The sequence below is a fragment of the Sphingobacterium kitahiroshimense genome (assembly GCF_025961315.1).
GTDB lineage: Bacteria > Bacteroidota > Bacteroidia > Sphingobacteriales > Sphingobacteriaceae > Sphingobacterium > Sphingobacterium anhuiense.
This window is the reverse complement of record NZ_JAOQNK010000001.1, coordinates 1,361,158-1,378,821: the sequence shown is the minus strand read 5'-3', so window position 1 is coordinate 1,378,821 and position 17,664 is coordinate 1,361,158. Positions and strand designations below refer to the sequence as shown.

Annotated in this window: 17 protein-coding genes; 12 read left to right on the top strand and 5 right to left on the bottom strand. The window is 33.8% G+C overall.

The features are described 5' to 3' along the window. The first annotated feature begins 522 nt into the window (after window positions 1-522). Window positions 523-2,262 carry an alpha-L-rhamnosidase C-terminal domain-containing protein gene (locus M2265_RS06320; RefSeq protein ID WP_243655448.1) on the top strand — a complete coding sequence of 580 codons (1,740 nt, stop codon included), beginning with the start codon at window positions 523-525 and terminating at the stop codon, window positions 2,260-2,262. Window positions 2,263-2,568: 306 nt separating this feature from the next. Here the strand turns inward: M2265_RS06320 and M2265_RS06315 are convergent, their stop codons facing one another. Further along, entirely contained in the window at window positions 2,569-3,633 is a 1,065-nt protein-coding gene (locus tag M2265_RS06315) for a S41 family peptidase (RefSeq protein ID WP_132771396.1), read from the bottom strand. Window positions 3,634-4,545: 912 nt separating this feature from the next. Between M2265_RS06315 and M2265_RS06310 the strand changes: the two genes are divergently transcribed. The 9 genes from M2265_RS06310 to M2265_RS06270 all read left to right on the top strand — a co-directional run bounded on the left by M2265_RS06310 (window position 4,546) and on the right by M2265_RS06270 (window position 12,089). Next, window positions 4,546-5,931, top strand: a complete 1,386-nt coding sequence (locus tag M2265_RS06310; RefSeq protein WP_132771397.1) for a hypothetical protein — start codon at window positions 4,546-4,548, stop codon at window positions 5,929-5,931. Window positions 5,932-5,934: 3 nt separating this feature from the next. Further along, window positions 5,935-6,939 (top strand): SPFH domain-containing protein, encoded by a 1,005-nt coding sequence (locus tag M2265_RS06305; protein ID WP_132771398.1) that lies wholly within the window; start codon window positions 5,935-5,937, stop codon window positions 6,937-6,939. Between the two features lie 3 nt (window positions 6,940-6,942). Beyond that, on the top strand, window positions 6,943-7,164 hold the full coding sequence (locus M2265_RS06300) for a hypothetical protein (RefSeq protein WP_132771399.1): 222 nt from the start codon (window positions 6,943-6,945) through the stop codon (window positions 7,162-7,164). 542 nt (window positions 7,165-7,706) lie between these two features. After that, complete coding sequence (locus M2265_RS06295) at window positions 7,707-8,864, top strand: TlpA disulfide reductase family protein (protein ID WP_132771400.1); 1,158 nt, start codon at window positions 7,707-7,709, stop codon at window positions 8,862-8,864. Window positions 8,865-9,204: 340 nt separating this feature from the next. Beyond that, the gene (locus M2265_RS06290) at window positions 9,205-10,128 is read left to right on the top strand and encodes a Dyp-type peroxidase (protein WP_132771401.1); all 924 of its coding nucleotides are present in this window, start codon (window positions 9,205-9,207) and stop codon (window positions 10,126-10,128) included. A gap of 339 nt (window positions 10,129-10,467) precedes the next feature. Further along, window positions 10,468-10,632 carry a hypothetical protein gene (locus M2265_RS06285; RefSeq protein ID WP_165905944.1) on the top strand — a complete coding sequence of 55 codons (165 nt, stop codon included), beginning with the start codon at window positions 10,468-10,470 and terminating at the stop codon, window positions 10,630-10,632. Window positions 10,633-10,796: 164 nt separating this feature from the next. Beyond that, window positions 10,797-11,246, top strand: a complete 450-nt coding sequence (locus M2265_RS06280) for a lysozyme (protein WP_132771402.1) — start codon at window positions 10,797-10,799, stop codon at window positions 11,244-11,246. 5 nt (window positions 11,247-11,251) lie between these two features. Further along, window positions 11,252-11,632, top strand: a complete 381-nt coding sequence (locus tag M2265_RS06275) for a hypothetical protein (protein ID WP_132771403.1) — start codon at window positions 11,252-11,254, stop codon at window positions 11,630-11,632. After that, on the top strand, window positions 11,586-12,089 hold the full coding sequence (locus tag M2265_RS06270) for a hypothetical protein (RefSeq protein ID WP_132771404.1): 504 nt from the start codon (window positions 11,586-11,588) through the stop codon (window positions 12,087-12,089). The genes M2265_RS06275 and M2265_RS06270 overlap by 47 nt, the downstream gene beginning before the upstream one ends. 212 nt (window positions 12,090-12,301) lie before the next feature. On the opposite strand, the gene M2265_RS06265 is transcribed toward M2265_RS06270, so the two are convergent. Both M2265_RS06265 and M2265_RS06260 read right to left on the bottom strand, forming a co-directional pair. Further along, entirely contained in the window at window positions 12,302-12,739 is a 438-nt protein-coding gene (locus M2265_RS06265) for a hypothetical protein (RefSeq protein WP_132771405.1), read from the bottom strand. A 31-nt stretch (window positions 12,740-12,770) separates the two neighbouring features. Beyond that, window positions 12,771-12,899 (bottom strand): hypothetical protein, encoded by a 129-nt coding sequence (locus M2265_RS06260; protein WP_262708425.1) that lies wholly within the window; start codon window positions 12,897-12,899, stop codon window positions 12,771-12,773. Window positions 12,900-13,185: 286 nt separating this feature from the next. Between M2265_RS06260 and M2265_RS06255 the strand changes: the two genes are divergently transcribed. Next, entirely contained in the window at window positions 13,186-13,992 is an 807-nt protein-coding gene (locus M2265_RS06255; protein WP_132771406.1) for a helix-turn-helix domain-containing protein, read from the top strand. 345 nt (window positions 13,993-14,337) lie between these two features. On the opposite strand, the gene M2265_RS06250 is transcribed toward M2265_RS06255, so the two are convergent. After that, window positions 14,338-15,594, bottom strand: a complete 1,257-nt coding sequence (locus tag M2265_RS06250) for a hypothetical protein (RefSeq protein ID WP_132771407.1) — start codon at window positions 15,592-15,594, stop codon at window positions 14,338-14,340. A 567-nt stretch (window positions 15,595-16,161) separates the two neighbouring features. On the opposite strand from M2265_RS06250, the gene M2265_RS06245 reads away from it, so the two are divergent. Further along, window positions 16,162-16,620, top strand: coding sequence for a DoxX family membrane protein (locus tag M2265_RS06245; RefSeq protein WP_132771408.1), 459 nt, complete (start codon window positions 16,162-16,164; stop codon window positions 16,618-16,620). Between the two features lie 347 nt (window positions 16,621-16,967). Here the strand turns inward: M2265_RS06245 and M2265_RS06240 are convergent, their stop codons facing one another. Further along, on the bottom strand, window positions 16,968-17,663 hold the full coding sequence (locus M2265_RS06240; RefSeq protein ID WP_132771409.1) for a LytR/AlgR family response regulator transcription factor: 696 nt from the start codon (window positions 17,661-17,663) through the stop codon (window positions 16,968-16,970). Between the last annotated feature and the right edge of the window lies 1 nt (window position 17,664).

Below are 17,664 nucleotides of genomic sequence, written 5' to 3'. Positions count from 1 at the left end.
ATGGTTTTATAATAAATGATTTAGATAGAATAAATATATAAATTTAATCCTATTTTCTATAAGGCCGTTCTAATAAATAATCAGAAGTTTAGTGTGTGGAAACTTTTTTTGAAGATAGTTTTTACCTCAAACAGAAATCTTATTTATGAAAATAAGCTCATCATAGAGATATAAGCCAATTATGGTTAATATATTTTTAATAACTGCTTTTACGAGAGAATGAGAATAAATATGTTGGGTAAGTTACAGGTCTTTGGCAAGCATTCCTATAGACACTTATTTTTGCTTATGCTTGAAGCTAATAATGTCTTGGCAATATTCCATAGTGGTGAGACCTACAAGTGAAGGATGCCTTTATGCTTTAATTAGAGTTTATAAAGCTTTGGTTTTGTGCTAAAGATTCTCCAATACAGAAAAAAACTTTTTGGTCTTAAGTAGTTGAAATTTATGTGTCCATCATGAAAGTACAGGATAGTAGCCTCTTATTTATTTAATACATTTAATACTTATAAGTATCCAATTATGAATTCAAACCGTGCTATTTTAAGTTTCTTAATGCTTATTTTTTGCTTTTGTGAGATCAATGCGCAAAATAAATTAAGTGATAAGTTTAATCAAGTGAGCCCATTAACATCTGCATATGTTTATCCTACTCGTATCGTATGGAAAGAGGGAAATGTGATACATGCTACAAATTTATTAAAAAGAGGTAATGGTCAGGCAAATTTATACAACCCCAATACTGTTGTATTTAAAAATGAAAATAATCAAATAGGGACTAGCATACTATTAGACTTTGGTATTCAGATGAATGCATCTGTTGAAATCATCACAGGCATGTGGGGGGGCAATAATTTACCGAAAAATGTTCGTATACGTTTCGGGGAATCGGTTAGTGAAGCAATGTCCGAAATTGGCGTTATAGGTGCTACTAATGACCATGCAATACGAGATTTTATGATGCAAGTACCGTGGCTTGGTCGCAATCGATCTGGTGAATCTGGTTTCAGATTTGTACGTATTGATTTTTTAGAACCTAATGCTGAATTACATTTGCGAGAAGTAAGGGCTGTAGCTACCTTTCGAGATGTTCCCTATCTAGGGAGCTTTCAAAGCAGTGATGAAAGACTTAATAAAATATGGGAAGTAGGTGCATACACTGTACACGTTAACATGCAAGACTATTTATGGGATGGTATAAAAAGGGATCGTTTAGTTTGGGTAGGAGATCTTCACCCTGAAGTATCTACTGTCAATACCGTATTTGGGTATAACGAAGTTGTCCCCAGAAGTTTAGATCTTGCGAGAGAATCGACACCGCTACCCAATTGGATGTCTGGACATAGTAGTTATTCGATGTGGTGGATTATCTTGCAATATGATTGGTATATGAATTATGGGAATTTAGGATATTTAAAGGAGCAGCAACCTTATTTACAAGGATTGGTTGAGCAAATTACTGGGAAGGTTGTTAATGGAAAAGAACGGATGGATGGCGCTCGATTTTTAGATTGGCCATCAAGTGAGGATAGTGCAGCTGTACATGCAGGTCTTCAAGCACTAACTATAAGATCATTGGAGAATGCATCGGCTCTCTTTCAGATATTAGGTGATGATAGTTCAAAAAATAGATGTGACGAAACAGTTGCGCAGATGCGAAAATATATTCCGCCACTCCATCATTCAAAACAAGCCGCTGCATTGATGTCATTAGTCGGATTAATCGATGCAAAAAAAGCGTATACGGAGGTATTATCTATAGGAGGGGCGAAAAATTTTTCAACCTTTTACGGTTATTACATGCTCGAAGCAATGGCGAAAGCAGGAAAGTATCAAGAGGCTATGGAAATTATCTCGACCTATTGGGGTGCTATGCTGGATCTAGGAGCGACAACATTCTGGGAAGATTTTAATATGGATTGGTTGCCCAATGCCAGTCGTATTGATGAGCTTGTACCAGAAGGAAAATCGGATATACATGCAGATTTTGGAGCTTACTGTTATAAAGGTTTTCGTCATAGCTTAGCACATGGCTGGGCTTCAGGACCAACAGCGTGGTTATCTGAGCATGTATTAGGAATTAAAGTAGCGCAACCAGGTGGAAGGGCATATACTGTTAAACCTAATTTAGGCGATCTTAATTGGGCAGAAGGAACATTTCCAACACCTTATGGGCAGATATATGTTAAGCATGTGAAAGAACATGGACGTATCAAAACAGTGATCAAAGCACCTAAAGAAGTTAAAATAATACAAACATGAAGCAAAAAAAGAATTGTATTTTATTAAATAATACGATGTACTTGTTTCTTGCAGTGTAGAAATGCGTACAGCAATCAGAATATGATCATCACCCTGCTCAATTACTTTGGGGATACCTGGAGTGGAGAATCCACGTTAAGATTTAGGCAATCAAAATTGTGGATGTTTTATAGTAACACAACTTTTATCCAAAACCGCAATAAAAGTTGTGTGCTATAGATTATCAATTAAGGTATAAAAAAACGATCTATGAATTTTGTTTTTCAACCCAACTGATAAAAAGAACCTTTGTTCTCAATATTCATCTTATTCATTAATATAATTCAGCGCAAAATTCAACCAATCTCCAACTGTATCATCTAAATACACATCAGGCTGAATTCCTATGTTGTCAATTGGATATTGAGGAAGTCTTGCTGAACGATAAGTTGGTAGGTATAGTGTATAATTCTCGCAACCAAACTTAAACTCTCTTATCGAACCATAATCCAACACTCCCATTGAAGGTGTTCCCAAAATTTTCACCTTTTTACTTTGACGTGCTGAAAATAAAAAATTCTCTCCGGCACTTGCTACATTTTTATTTGCTAAAATAATTATTTGTTTAGGTGCTTCTGATTTTAATGCTATCGTATCAATCGTCACTTTTTTACCATCATATAATATAAATTTGCCCAAATTATCTTTATATTCTTTTAGTCCATCTTCAATTTGGCTAATTGCTTTTAAAGAGTCTTTATGGACGTTTTGCATCGCATAATCTCGCAAGCCATTAATAAGTGTATTCGTAGACAAAAATTCGACATTCATTATTCGCAAAGGATTTGTTAAAATATACGGTAGTAGAGGCTGATAAACATCATCAGTACCACCAAAATTATCTCTTATATCAATAATCAGTGCCTTAGATTTTTCAATTTTCTTTTGATTTAGTTTTATGAGCTCCTGTACAGGGGTAATATTGTCATATTTAAAACTTTGGATTTTAATATAAAAAACATTTGATGCTAACAACTTTCCATCTACCTCTTTTTCTTTCGGTTTTGATTCTCCCAAATTTTCGTTTTCATTTTTATTTTTTAAACTTGTTTCGATGTAAATATGCTCGTCTTTAAAAAAAGACACGTAGTCATTTAACACCTTGATACAGTTGATATTAGTGGTAGTGTCGGATTTTGCAATAACTAAAGCTTTATGATTATTGTATAAATCGAATTTTCCATCAGTTTTTTGCTTAAAACCTGGATAATCAACTTCTATTTTAGTTATTAAACGTTCTAATGCCATTTGACAATTGCATTCATTTTGAGCAAAAGATATATTTATAATACAAATTATAAAATAGGAAATTAATGGTATTCTTTTCTTCATGCGATATTAATTATTTAGTTTGTTGATGTCATTTTTTTTATTGAGGTTATAATCTATACTGCTAACGTCCGTCTTTCTAAAAATTTTAATTTATATAATCAAATGTACAAAATTATGAAAATCATAGCAGCTACTTAATCGGATTGATTTGTATCTTTTGATTTACGGATTTGCAGATCCAGTGTCGTTATTAGAGATTCTTAAATCCCTTGATTGCAGTATTTGTCACAACAGATATTTAAATCAGAGGTCCGTCAACTATGTCCTGTATATGATAGTCCTGAAGCGCCTTAAATGCTCCAAATCGCGCATGCCATTATTCGGATCTTCTTTTAACGTTGTTCGTACCTTCTTTTAACACGCTTTTAATTTCTCCCATAGTTGCACCGTACTTGCACCGCAAGTGCACCGTCCTTTTCCTTGTGCATGGACGGTGCAAGGGTGGTGCAAGTACGGTGCAGTTACGACTTTTGTTAAAAGCGGGGTACTAGCATGTAGCCTAATGCTGCAAAAGAGGTATTTATATCTTGCGGTAAATCTAAGTTGTTTTATTGTCTGATGGTGCTTAACTTCAAATGTTGCACCTATATAAACCGATATCAGGCTATATTTAACGTTATCACGACACGTTGCTTCTGTATTTCCAGCAAATTAAAACAAACTATTTTAAGGAATTAACGTTCTGGCACCAGCGAATGGAAACAAAAGCCAAGTAAGAACGCATAAAAACCGCATATGTAAACTGGTTTAAACTTTAAACTGTAATGATAAGGAAGAAACTATCAAAAATCAGAAAGGATTTAATCGCTCTACTGTTCTCGTTATTTTAATAGCTAATCTTTAATTTGAATAATTATTTCACAGACATGAGATATTATTTATATTTTTAGTATTATAATCTGTATAGAGAACATGGCAAAACAAATTAAGGCGTTAAAATGTCCACATTGTGGTAGTGTTAAGAAGCAGAATATTAAAGAAGACCATTATATCTGCAACAATTGTGGCACTGAGTACTTTTTGGATAATGACGATATTAACGTTAATGTAAAGCATCAATACGGCGACGGAAGATTTAATGGACTAGATCCGAAAACCAAAAAGTATCTATTTTTTGTTGTAGCTGGTATTTTGTTTTTTGTAATTTTTAGCAGTATCATCAGAACCTGTGGAAACAAAAGTGGAGGTATTTCGACTTTAGTCTCTTCCGACGATTCACCTAAGAAAAAGGAATATGTAGATCGAATCAAGGAATATTTAGCATTTACAGCATATAATAGTAAAAATCCGATGTTTCTTTTTATTATTAATCGTAGCAAAGATGCTTTTTCTCGGGAAGGTGCTGAATATTTTGCACGTTTTTATGATCCATTAAAAGAGAAAATAGTTAATGATATCCCACTTCCAGGATGGAAAGATGATTTTTATATACAAACTCGGGTTTTTAGCGATGGTGGATTTTATATCTGTGCTGATAAGAGCAATAAGGTATATAAAATTGATCCGGCAAAAAATGAAGTCATAGATGTAACGAATACCTTTTTTGGTGATGTTCCTGAATTTTCTTCTGGTATAGCTACTTTAAAATTTACACAAGATCGGGAAGGAGATGGTTTTAATATCATGACCAACGATGGGAAGGAATACTACTATTACCCTTTAGTTCGAAAAATCTATAAAGATCATATGCAGAGACGTGAGGCCGGTACAGGGCTTTCCAGCCTGTTGCCAGGCGCTAGAACGTCTGTTTATTATACATTTTCCGAAAAAAGCAGTGATTATCCAGAAGAGAAAATCCAATTGATAAAATATTGGTATAAAAACAATTCCGGTTATCCGATCATGCTTCCTTATAGTTATCAAGTGAGTTGGCAGAAGGTGTATCAATATCCAAAGAAGTCTGGTATTTATTACGGTTCATTTCCATATACAAAGAAATTGGTGAAAGAACCTCGGATTACAAAATTTGTTGATCTCACACCAGATCGTCTATATTTTAAAGCTGATATCGGATACCAAGATAGTACGAGTTTGTATATTACAGGATTGCCAGATGCCAATCCTGAAGGTCATACCTATATTCAGAAAATCGATACCGAAAGTGGGAAAATCATTTGGACATATACACCCAAAAGCGATAATTACGCTGTTGAAAGTGATATGTACGGTTATACTGGAGGAGTTGTTTTTAGTTATTACGATAGATCGGGGGCTTCCAGTTCCAATCGGATCATCATTATAGCTAATGATGGTACAGTACTGAAAGATATAGACAGAGACGAAATATTTAAAAGATAGAACATGGGACTATTTAATTTTTTTAAGAGGCAAATAGCCACGGTTATAGAATGGCAACCACAGGATCAAAACGTATTGATATGGCGGTATCGGGCGGCTACAGACGAAATAAAAAATGCAAGTAAATTGATTATTTCTCCGGGACAGGGATGTGTTCTTGTTTATGAAGGCAGGATTACAGATGTGATCGACGAGGACGGGGTATACAACATCCGCACAGATAATCATCCATTTATCACTTCTCTGCTCAAAGTCGCACAGTTGTTTGAAAGTGAGCATAAAATGGGACTTTACTATTATCGTAAAGCTGAAGTTCTGAATCAGGGCTGGGGTACAGCTTCACCGATCAAGTATTTTGACGACTATTATAAGATTCCTATTCAGCTCTCAGCTTATGGTAATTTTTCATATCGACTCAAAGATCCGGCGAAGTTTTTTTCCAACTATGTCGGTTCACAGGATAACTATACTACCGAGTCTTTTCGTGAAGTCGTGCAGTCTCGAATTCTTCAAGTCTTAACTTCTAGTTTTGCGAAAGAAAAATTAGCTTTTACGGAGATAGATGCAGAGATTGATCGCTTGTCTAGCGATATGAAAGAACAGCTCCTAAAGGATCTAGAAACATTCGGCGTTCAGCTACATGATTTCAGGATTGAGGGTAATTCTTTTGATCAGGATACTCAAGATCGTATTGGAAAGATTGCTGATATTACTGCTGACAGCCATGCGGCGACTGAAGGTGGTCTTAGCTATGTTGAGTTGGAAAAACTCCGTGCGTTGCGTGACGCTGCTAAAAACGAAGGCGGTTTAGCGGGAGCAGGAGTGGGATTGGGAGCAGGTATGAGCTTAGGAAAAGTATTTAGTAATTCAATTGATGAAGTTACACAGCCTGTGGCGGGTGTAGATCCTATGGAGCAATTAAGAAAGTTAAAACTGCTGCTCGACGAAAATATCATTACGCAGGAAGAATTTGATCAGAAGAAAAAAGAGTATTTAAATAAATTTTAGCCGATGAAACACCTCATTACATTTCTATTTGTAGCGTCATTACTCGTATTGGGATTTGTCGCCCTGAATTATATCTGGAAGTGGTTCCCGATAGATTATACTGGACTCGTAAAAGTGTTTATATCTATATTGGTGGTTATTTTCATTGGGACAGGGCTTGCAATGGTCTTTAGTGCTGGATATGCAAGAAAAGATAATCAGCGGGATGTAGGAAAAAAAGATTAATCTTATTTCATAGAAATGAACTTAAGTGTTGATCATAAATATGATTAGAAGAGCTTCATCTTCAAAATTATTTTAATCAAAGTAAGAATGCTCAATAAGAGTAAGATTTCCGTGTGATATAAAAAACGTATAACAGTCGTTTATTATTGTAAAATAAAAATCAAAGTGGAATTAATGAACGCGAGGACGTAAAAGAAATTACTGCGCAATGCCAAATTGGAAATAATACCACCATTCAACTGCTTAAGAAATTGAATTTTGCAGAAGTCAATAGTAAATATTCGATGTTTCTCTAGGTTTTTCCTACGTGTGGTGTTTAGTGATCTTGTGTAAACTAATTCCGATTATTGGCAATATATTCCATATAGATAACACCTGTGTTTGATGTTATCATAAAAGACCCTCTATAAATCAACGCACTATACAAATACTTGTAGCGAATCATATCCTTTACTTCACGTGTAATTATTTGTTAATTAAAGCAGTAATAATTATCTTGGTGAAGGGTATTTTATGTTGCCTTAGATATTAAGCATTAGATTATGATTTTTAAAAGAGCAGTGAAAATTCTTGCTATTATATTTGTTTTCATCACTATCGTCACACCATTATTTTCACAACGAAAATTTGATATACAGGGTACTGGAAAACAAATACTGGATGGAGAAATAATATATTTAAGCTATAGAAATGAAGGGCGATATATTTTGGATTCCACATTTGTTAAGAATAATAGTTTTAAGTTTGAAGGAATTATAGAAAATATACCTATTCGGGCTTCTTTATATCGGAATCAGAATCCTACGCACAATTATGATTTTATTTACGATCGGTTAAGCTTATACCTCGAAGAGGGAATAATTTCTGTTCAAAGTATGGATTCGTTAAATAATGCGCGTATAAGTGGAACTGCTGTCAATAACACGTTTCAACTATTACAGGAAAGATTAGCTCTTTTGGAAAAAGAACGACTTTCAATAAAAGATCCAGATTACTTTAGCGAAGAAGAAAGGAAAGATACTGCTTTAGTAAATAAGAATAGGAGTTTACTGGAAGCTAATTATTATAAACAATGTGATGTTCAACTAGCATTTGCCAAAGAATTTTCTAACTCCTATGTCAGCCTAGATCTTGTGAACAACATAGCCAGGAATAATAAATATAATCATTTAGCGGAAGAGGTATTTAATTTATTATCTGATAGTCTACTGCAATTGCCAAAGGCTGCAGTAACAAAAGAGTTTTTTTTAAATAAAAACAAGGTTCGCATTGGATCTATTGCCCCTGAATTTGAAATGAACGATAGGTTTGGAAGAAATATTAAATTGTCAAATTACAGAGGTAAGTATTTATTGTTAGATTTTTGGGCATCGTGGTGTTTACCCTGTAGGCAAGAACATCCAAACTTAATAGCGGTTTATGATGATTTTAAAGGAGCTAATTTTGATATTTTGAGCGTTTCTATAGATAGCAAAAAAGATAAGTGGCTAAATGCTATTATTGAAGATGGTTTAATATGGAGTCAAATTTCTGATCTTAAAGCTAGTAACGGCGAAGTTTACCAGAAGTACGGTATAGGTACTATACCTTGCAACTTTTTACTTGATCCCCATGGAAAAGTGATTGCGAAGGATTTAAAAGGTCAAGATTTGACAGATAAAATAAAAGAAGTAGTAAATATGCAAGCGAATATGTACTAATTGTGTTTATAAATATAATTTTGCTGTTTAAAATTTGTTTACAGGATCGAGTAGCTCACTGTTTTTGTTTTCCATATTTATATACAAGTAGATCTATTTAACTCATATCTTAGTGAAGCCCATATTAAGAGGTCTTGTTTTTTACTTCGTTCTCTAGAAAATGGTTATTTTTAAACTTGATATAACTCCAAATTTGAATATAAGGAAATAAGTAGGGGGGCGTTGCGGTATATTTGCATAAAGCGATAGCGCTGTTAAAAATGAGAACCATGTGATTTACTTCTATGAGCGCTTAGGTCAAGAACACGCTTAATGATATAATTGATAAAGACTTTAATTTATGGATACTAATCCACAAAATGTATTAGATTATACAAATAACAACACCATTTTTATGGTATGGAATATTAAGAGTGTTATAGAGGTAAAAGAAATTTTCAAACAGCTCTGTGCTCTTATCATTAATCTTAATAATTCTGCAAACGTTCGCTTTCCAAATTCCGGAGCTAGCGTGGTCATGGGTATCAGTTTGGAAGCTTGGATTAAATTAGATTTACCTTTGCCGTTACCTAAGGAGTTTGAAGTTTTTGAACAAATTAAGGGGAGCAAACATACAGCGGTATCCACAAGAGGAGATCTTCATTTCCACTTCAGAGCGAGTGAAAATAGTTATTGTATCGATACGGCAGCAGTTATTTCCACACTACTGCAAAATATAGCAGTTTGCGTAGAAGAAGTGCATGGTTTTAGATATTGGGACAGTCGCAGTATTCTTGGATTCGTAGACGGTACCGAAAATCCGCATGGCCAAGAAAGGGCCACTTTTGGAATTATAGGTGATGAAGATCCCGCTTATAAAGGATGCAGTTATTTGTTTGTACAGCAATATTTACATAATATGTCTGCATGGAAATCTTTGCCTGTGAGTGAACAGGAAAAAGTTATTGGTAGGTCGAAATCTGATGATATCGAGATGCCTGATGGTGTAAAACCCTCAAATTCACATTCAGCACTTGCAAATGTGGGTGATGATCTTAAAATTGTTCGAGACAATATGCCTTTTGGTAAAGTAGGGACCAATGAAATGGGGACTTATTTTATTGCTTACGCCAGCTCGTTTATTACGATAAAAAAGATGCTAAACAATATGTTTATCGGCGTGCCTGTAGGTAATTATGATCGAATATTAGATTTTAGCACTGCAAAAACGGGTACTTTATTTTTTGTTCCAACATTCGATATGCTGGATGCATTTTCGGACTAGGATATCGCTATCGATTAAATATAGCAAGACATAGTGTAAATTTTAAAAGACTTAAAATCTGCGGTAAACGAATAAAGCCATTCTATAAGGAATGGCTTTATTCGTTTACATAAACTTACGGTATTAACTGTATTGATTAAAACCAGTCTTATTGCAGCTTGGGCTCGCTATATTGTTGTTAGGTAAGAAGTTGTTGCGTATCAGCATGATCTATGAAGACCGTGTTTTATTATTTTCGGTATCTTGTCTATACCGCTTACATACTCCATATTTCTAGTCTTTTTATACTGTATGCCCATTACTTTTGTAGTAAGATAAATCAAATTAGATAAGGCAAACATGAAAGAGAAGTTTTTAATCGCCCTCACAGCACAATATAAAGATCTGGGATTTGGGGCAAATGCAATTGTAAAAGTAGCTCACTATTTAGCAAAAAAAGTACTTTATGAAGAAGATATTGATGGGGTTTTCCAAGATGTAGAAGGGTTGTTAAATACGTTTTAAACTGATGGAGATATAGGTGGTTAGCTTATGGTTGAGAAAGTTAAAGTGTTCATCATGAATTCTTGGCTATTGTTGCCAATAACTTTTGATTTATTTCTGTTTTGAAAAAAAGAATCCATGAGCTCTCCTGTTGGAGGGCTTTTTTTAACATAAATAATTGAATTATGAAAATAGGACAAAAAGGATTACAACTAATAAAAGATTTTGAAGGTTGGTATAGCACTCCCTATAGGGATCCCATAGGTATTGCGACTATTGGCTACGGATTTACCTATTACTTACCTAACCGTCGAAAAGTGAAGATGGATGATCCACCATTAACCAGGATAGAAGGAGAAGCTATGCTTTTAGAAATTCTCTCCAATTATGAGAATGACGTTAAACGATTGTTAATGAAAAAATTAAATCAAAATCAATTCGATGCATTAGTGTCTTTTACTTACAATCTTGGCGCAACTAATTTAGCAAGATCAACATTGCTAAAGAAGATTAATACCAATCCTGAAGACACTCGTATTGTTGAAGAATTTCTAAAATGGAATAAGGCTGGAGGGAAGATTTTACCTGGTCTTATTCGCAGAAGACAGGCAGAATCAGATTTATATTTTAGTTAGTGTATATGGAATTGGTAGAATTATTAGAGCGGTTTGGAGCTCCGTTGATTACTGGAATCTGCGGTTATCTCGTTGGGCGTCCAAAACAAAAAGCAGAGGTGGAAGCCACCAATGTTGAAAATGCAGGTAAAGTTATAGATAAATGGGCCAGTTATGCAGATCATCTGGAGAAAAACATTGAACAGTTGCGTGCTGCAATTGAAGAATTGAATGAAGCACTGGAGCTAGTTAATGATGAAAAAGCTTTTTGTGCAAAGACATTATCGAAGTTACAGATCGAATACGATGACCTCAAAAAGCTTTATAACGAGTTACAGATAGAATTAAGGAGGATGAAAAATGAAAAAAATATTAAAATTGACCGTCATCATGTTACTGGTGAGTAGCTGCGGTCTCTTAAAGAAAAAATCGAAGGCAGTAGAATCACAAAAGTATGAAGCCGGCACAACAATGCAGGGAGATTTCCGGTATGATCACCAAACTCAAATAAAAAGGAAAGCGAATGTACAATCATTTGCTAAGTTAGATGGTGAGTCTAAAACAGAATTTGAAGGAGAAGATATTACGCTGGAAAAAAATGGAAACGTTCGAATGGGTAAAGGGAAAGTCATTATTCATGCAATCGAGCGATCCAATACAATGCAATTAGTAAATCGGACAGAAGATATAAATTACTCTGAAAAAAAACAAGCATCCCATTTGGCAAAACAAAGAGTTGCTTTTAAAAAAGTTTCGTCAAAGCAGGTAAGTAAGCCGGAATACCACTTTATTATCTGGTTTTTCGCAGCCTTAATTAGTCTGATATTTCTTTGGTTCCGCTGGCTTAAGAAAAATATTAAATAATTATGCTTCATAAAATAAAAAGACCACTTACAGTTTGATAAGATGGTCTTTTATTATTTCTTAAAGGCGGTTTCTGTATGGGCAGTGTAAATGGTTTTTCTGATTAAATTCCTGGTTTTTTTTAAAAATAAATGCATATTATACTTTATCTATGAGCCGTGCTGTTATAATCAATTTCTGATTAGGTAATTACACATAACGATATTACTTATTTAGTTACTATTAAATCGGCTATGAATGAGATAATAATTTGCGATCTGTTTGATTTCTTTTTTAAAATCACTGTAGAGATCGTATTGATTACATGCGCAGATAATAGATTTTTGTAAAGTATCGTTGCTGATATTTAAATAAGGTAAAGTTTCCTTATAAATGGAGCTTTTAACCTTGGTTTTTAATAATACTAATTTTTCAGGTTGAAAGATTCTTAATACAACCGATATGGCTTTATAGCGATGTTGGATATCTTTATAGTTGATATATTCACCTCTGATCTGCACAGGATTGATACCCACAAAAGCACAGTAGCAGTCAAGTACCGCATGAATTTTGGACAAATCAGGTTCATACATCTTATTGATCGTTTTTAGTACTTCTGGATGATTTTCTGTTAAAAAGTTCATAATAAAAGAATGATATAATGTGTTCATGTTTTTAATTGTTAATCGTTTTATAATTCAGTTAGTGGAATACAAAGTTGTCATAATCGGACACTTGTTGATGATCTGGACTGGAATTGTGATCCATGATTCCGGATGAGCAGATTATTAGGCGTGTGGCTAATGCTAGTGTTGCTGATTTTATTTTCATAATCTTATTTTTGACTTATATATTGCTATAAAATTTAAATGGAATTTCAAATGTTAAACAAAGTTAAACATTAAAGTTAAACTTGCAATATTTTTTGCAATTATTTATAGGCTTTTATAACACTAATATTGAAAATTATAAACTTTTTTGTTTAAAATTAAATTATTGAAATAGAGTGTTTTATGTGTATTTTGTTGCAAATTATTTGTTAAGGTTAACTAGATTGTGTAACTTAGTCTCAGCTTGTTATGTTATTGTGTAACAATTGTTAAATACTATGAAAATCATGGAATTATACCTAAGTAATAATTTTGAGGTATTACGATTGGAAATGAAGGTGACCAATCGTGAATTTGCAGCTATTTTAGGTGTAAGAGAGCAAGTCTATTCACGTATTAAAAAAGGCGAATATCCAATTGGTCTTACGATGAAGACGCGCATAGAAAATGCCTTTCCGAAGGTGAATTATGATTGGTTGGTGCATAATAGTGGAGAACGTGAGAAGCGTGAATTTGCTGTTCAGTCAGGTTCTGTTTCTATGATGCATGTGGGCAACGGTAAATCCATCGGTTATTTTTCGGATGAAGTGAAATTCATGGATGAAAATAAAAATAATATCTTTTTTGAAGTTTCCCCTGGTCGCTATTTGATGCAAACCAAATTAGTGACGGAGAAGGCAAAAGCGGGTTATTTATCAGGTTTTTCCGATTCTGAATATATGGATGATTTACCTGCACATTTTATTACGGTCAATGAGTTCCACCGTGGTATATATCGTTCTTTTGAAGTCAGTGGCGACAGTATGACAGATGGAACGGATGCAAGTGTTTTGGATGGCGATATCGTTACTGGACGTTTGATAAAAAGAGAATTGTGGCAATCTAAATTTCATACCCATAAATATCGCTATTGGGTTATTGTCCACCGCTACGAAGGTGTCATTATCAAAGAAATTATCGATCATGATGTTGAGAAAGGAATACTTACCTTACATTCTCTAAATACCGATAAGGATAGATATCCAGATTTTACGATTATTCTCGATGATGTTGATCAGATATTCAATGTCGTGGATATCAGTCGGTCGCTATAGTCTGCTCAAATAAAAGCTGATGCTCGCACAGTTTATTTTATGATGTGAGAAATCTCTTATTATAACCTGTCGATTAAAGCCAGCTTATTATTAATAAAGTCTGCGTTTTGATTAAATTTTAGAAATTGAAATATTTGGTTCTAACACATACTTAGTCAAAATGATCTGAAGGACAGTTACATAAAGAGGAGCGAGGTCTAGCGAAAATTGCTATTATGTCCTTTTCAAGTACCTTCATGTTGGGTAAAACTGTTTGCTGTCTGAACTTTTTTGAAAAGCAATTTGTTGTGTGATTTTGCAATCATATTTCAAGGAATTTCTTCTACTGTAAAATTTCAATCTCGATTAGCAATTGTAATAAGGCTCAGGTGTTAGCACTTCAATGCCCAAAAGCTCTTGTAAAGGTTGCACATAGGCATCCAATGCATTTTGTTCGCCGTAATAAATTGCCACTAAATCATCAGATTTTAATCGAACAAAAAATTCGACATAACCACCACCTTTTGCAGGTAACACATTTTGTACAATAATTTGACTTATATCAGTACGATTAAACTGAATAGCATATTGATCTCCCGTAAAACCAAATGTGTGATCATTTGCTAGCCACAGTGCATTGTGATATTGGGCATTTTCATTCAATAATTGTGGTACGGCGATAACATTAGCATTATTTTTATAATCGGGCTGAAAATCTAACCAGGTTTCAAACGATAGAATTTTTGTCGTTTCTGGGTTTAATTCAATTGTGTCACGTGCAATTACTTCCGAATAATCCCTATAATTATTAATCGATAATGATGTTCCGCCGTCATCATATTGACTATCTACATCATAAGTATAACAGATCGACAAACCTATGCCATCTAAATCAAATGTTAGGTATTTTTGATCGTCCCGTTCGTATCCCGCATTTTCGATGTCAGTAGGAATTTCTTCCATCCAAAGTTTACGCAATTCGTAATAACTTTTATCGCTATTCGAGTCAGCATATAATGTTGTAAAATAAGATTGAACAGCAATATTTTGACGATCTTTTTCATCGTAATAAAACTCCAGATTATTTATAACTAAAGAACCTATTCGAACAGGATAATCGATTTTAAAGTAGCTCGTTTCAAACTCTGATTCGTACAAATGACCAATATTCAGTTTTAAGAATTCTTCGTATGATGTATCCCAAGAAACAAATAGAGGGGGAGTTGTTTGTACTTCAAGGCCATCAATATAGTCGCTGTGTCGTTCTGTAAGTATTTGATAATTTGTTTCCTTTTTATCAATCCAAATGCGGTGTTTCTGTTCCTTTTTGCTATTTATGATTTTAAAGAATAATGCATTGTCAAAGCCAAAACGTTCAGATAGTTGTGGATAGATTTTAGAAAAACCATTTTGCAGAATGGGAATGTAGTGTTGTCTGTAGTCGAACAAAAATAGGTATGGATCCTCACCCAAAATTTCGACGTAAGCATATTTTAATATAGATAAATTAACACGCTCTTCATTGGTATGATCTTCATAAAAAAGATGATCATCTTGGATATGGATATTTCCCGGTTCTGTTTCTTTCGGATAAGAATTGTTCTTTTTGAATAGATTGAGCATACGTGTTTGTTTTATATTTGACTGTAATTGAAAAGATTCTCTATATCAAAGATAAGTAGTTTTCTCTTTTGAAGAATTAGCTGAAAATGGGGGTTTTTGACTGCCAGGTCAATTCTATATGAAAATATCCAATCGGAAATTTCAGATCTCAATTAGCCAAATTTAAAAAATCACCATTCTCGTTTTAAGCTGCCAATCCAAATAAAAATACATTGTATCCATTTGGGCGTCACACGTTTTGTAATACAGAAATATAAGTCGCAATTTTTTAGTGAGAGCCAAGTCGTAAGATGTGGTTTTTTTTATATTTTTATTTAGGCCAATGATATGTGGATCTTATCTCTTTTTTAATCATAAGTTGGATGTTTTTTAGAAAAAGAGAATGTATTTATTTTATTCAATTTCATGTATTTTAAGTTGTCTTTCTGTTCATAGTTAGTACATTAAAAATGTTCTTATCCTACTATTGATGATATAAAAAAAGAAAAAGTAATCTCATTTCTTAAACTGGTTTAATTACTTTCATTTCTGTAAGATATAATTTTGACCAATAAAATTCTTAAAAAAATGAATCAGAAGTATTTTCAATTATTTGTTCGCATCACTGTGGCGATTGCTTTTTTATCGGCTGTAGCAGACCGGTTTGGCATTTGGGGAAATCCAGGAAGTAAGAATGTTTCCTGGGGAGATTGGGGACATTTTGTAGATTACTCCAATACACTTAATTTCTTTGTATCTCCTGCAATCGGAGAGGTTTTAGCGATTATAGCCACGGGTTTAGAAATTGTTTTTTCCTTGCTACTGCTTATTGGATACAAAACAAAAATAATCAGTTTTGCATCTGGTCTTTTATTAACAATTTTTGCTGTATCCATGACAATATCTGTGGGAATTAAACCTACTTTTGATTATTCAGTATGGATAAGTGCCTCCGCATGTTTCCTTTTGGGAACTTTAAATGGATATTCATATAGTTTAGATGCATACTTGATTAATAAATCTTTTAAAACGAAATGTTTGGATTGATTAACTCCTAATTTTAACAGCATTTAGCATTGCTAATTCATTTCTTCAGCATATCATAGCAAGAACTACGAATATAAATACTGGAGTGAAAATCACAGAACGTCCCGTCGTCGTGAAATGAATGGATTTTAGAGGGTTTGTATAGAGCGCCGTCACGTGCTATTTTTTCGGGATGTATTAAAGTAATTAACTTTATTACATACTTTTATAAGGAATTGGTTCTGGTCATTTATGGTGTTTTGAGCATCTATTATTGTAAAAATAATCATTTTTGAACTTCCGCCAATTTCATATTAAAAAAGACAGATTGCAATAATCGATTAAGTATTAGCAATAAGGGGAAGGAATTAGGTGTTTTCTAATTTTTCTTGTAGTTCCCTTCTAAAAGTGATTCCAACGGGAAGGTTCATATTATTGATCTGCACTAGACCATGCTCATATTTGCTGACCTTATTGATAGAAGCAATATACGATTTATGGATGCGGACAAATTTAGAGGCAGGCAATTGTTTTAAAATCTGTTGCGTGGTGATGGCGGTGAGGTACGTCTGTGCTGGAGTGACAATTTTTACATAGTTACCAAAACTTTGTATAAAATCAATTTGTGAAAGCTTAATATCAATAAGCCGACCATCCATACGGATACTGATTGTTTTAGGTTCATCTTCTGATGGAATAACACTATTGTTGTAGGATAGAAAACGTTGTAAAGCTTTAAAAAAGCGAGGAAATGATATAGGTTTCAATAGATAGTCGACCACCCCATAATCATAACTTTCTAAAGCATATTCCGAATATGCTGTTGTCAGTATTATTTTTGGAGGATTATCCAGCATTTTCAAAAACTCCATCCCAGTAATTTCTGGCATATCAATATCCAGAAAGATAAGATCAACCCTATTATTTCTCAGATATTCCAGCGCTTCAAATGCATTGTAGCATTGGGCTACCAACTCCAGATCAGCGCTTCTTTCAATATAATTGACCAATACATAATGTGCAGCTGGTTCGTCGTCAACCACAATGCAGCGATTTTTATCCATT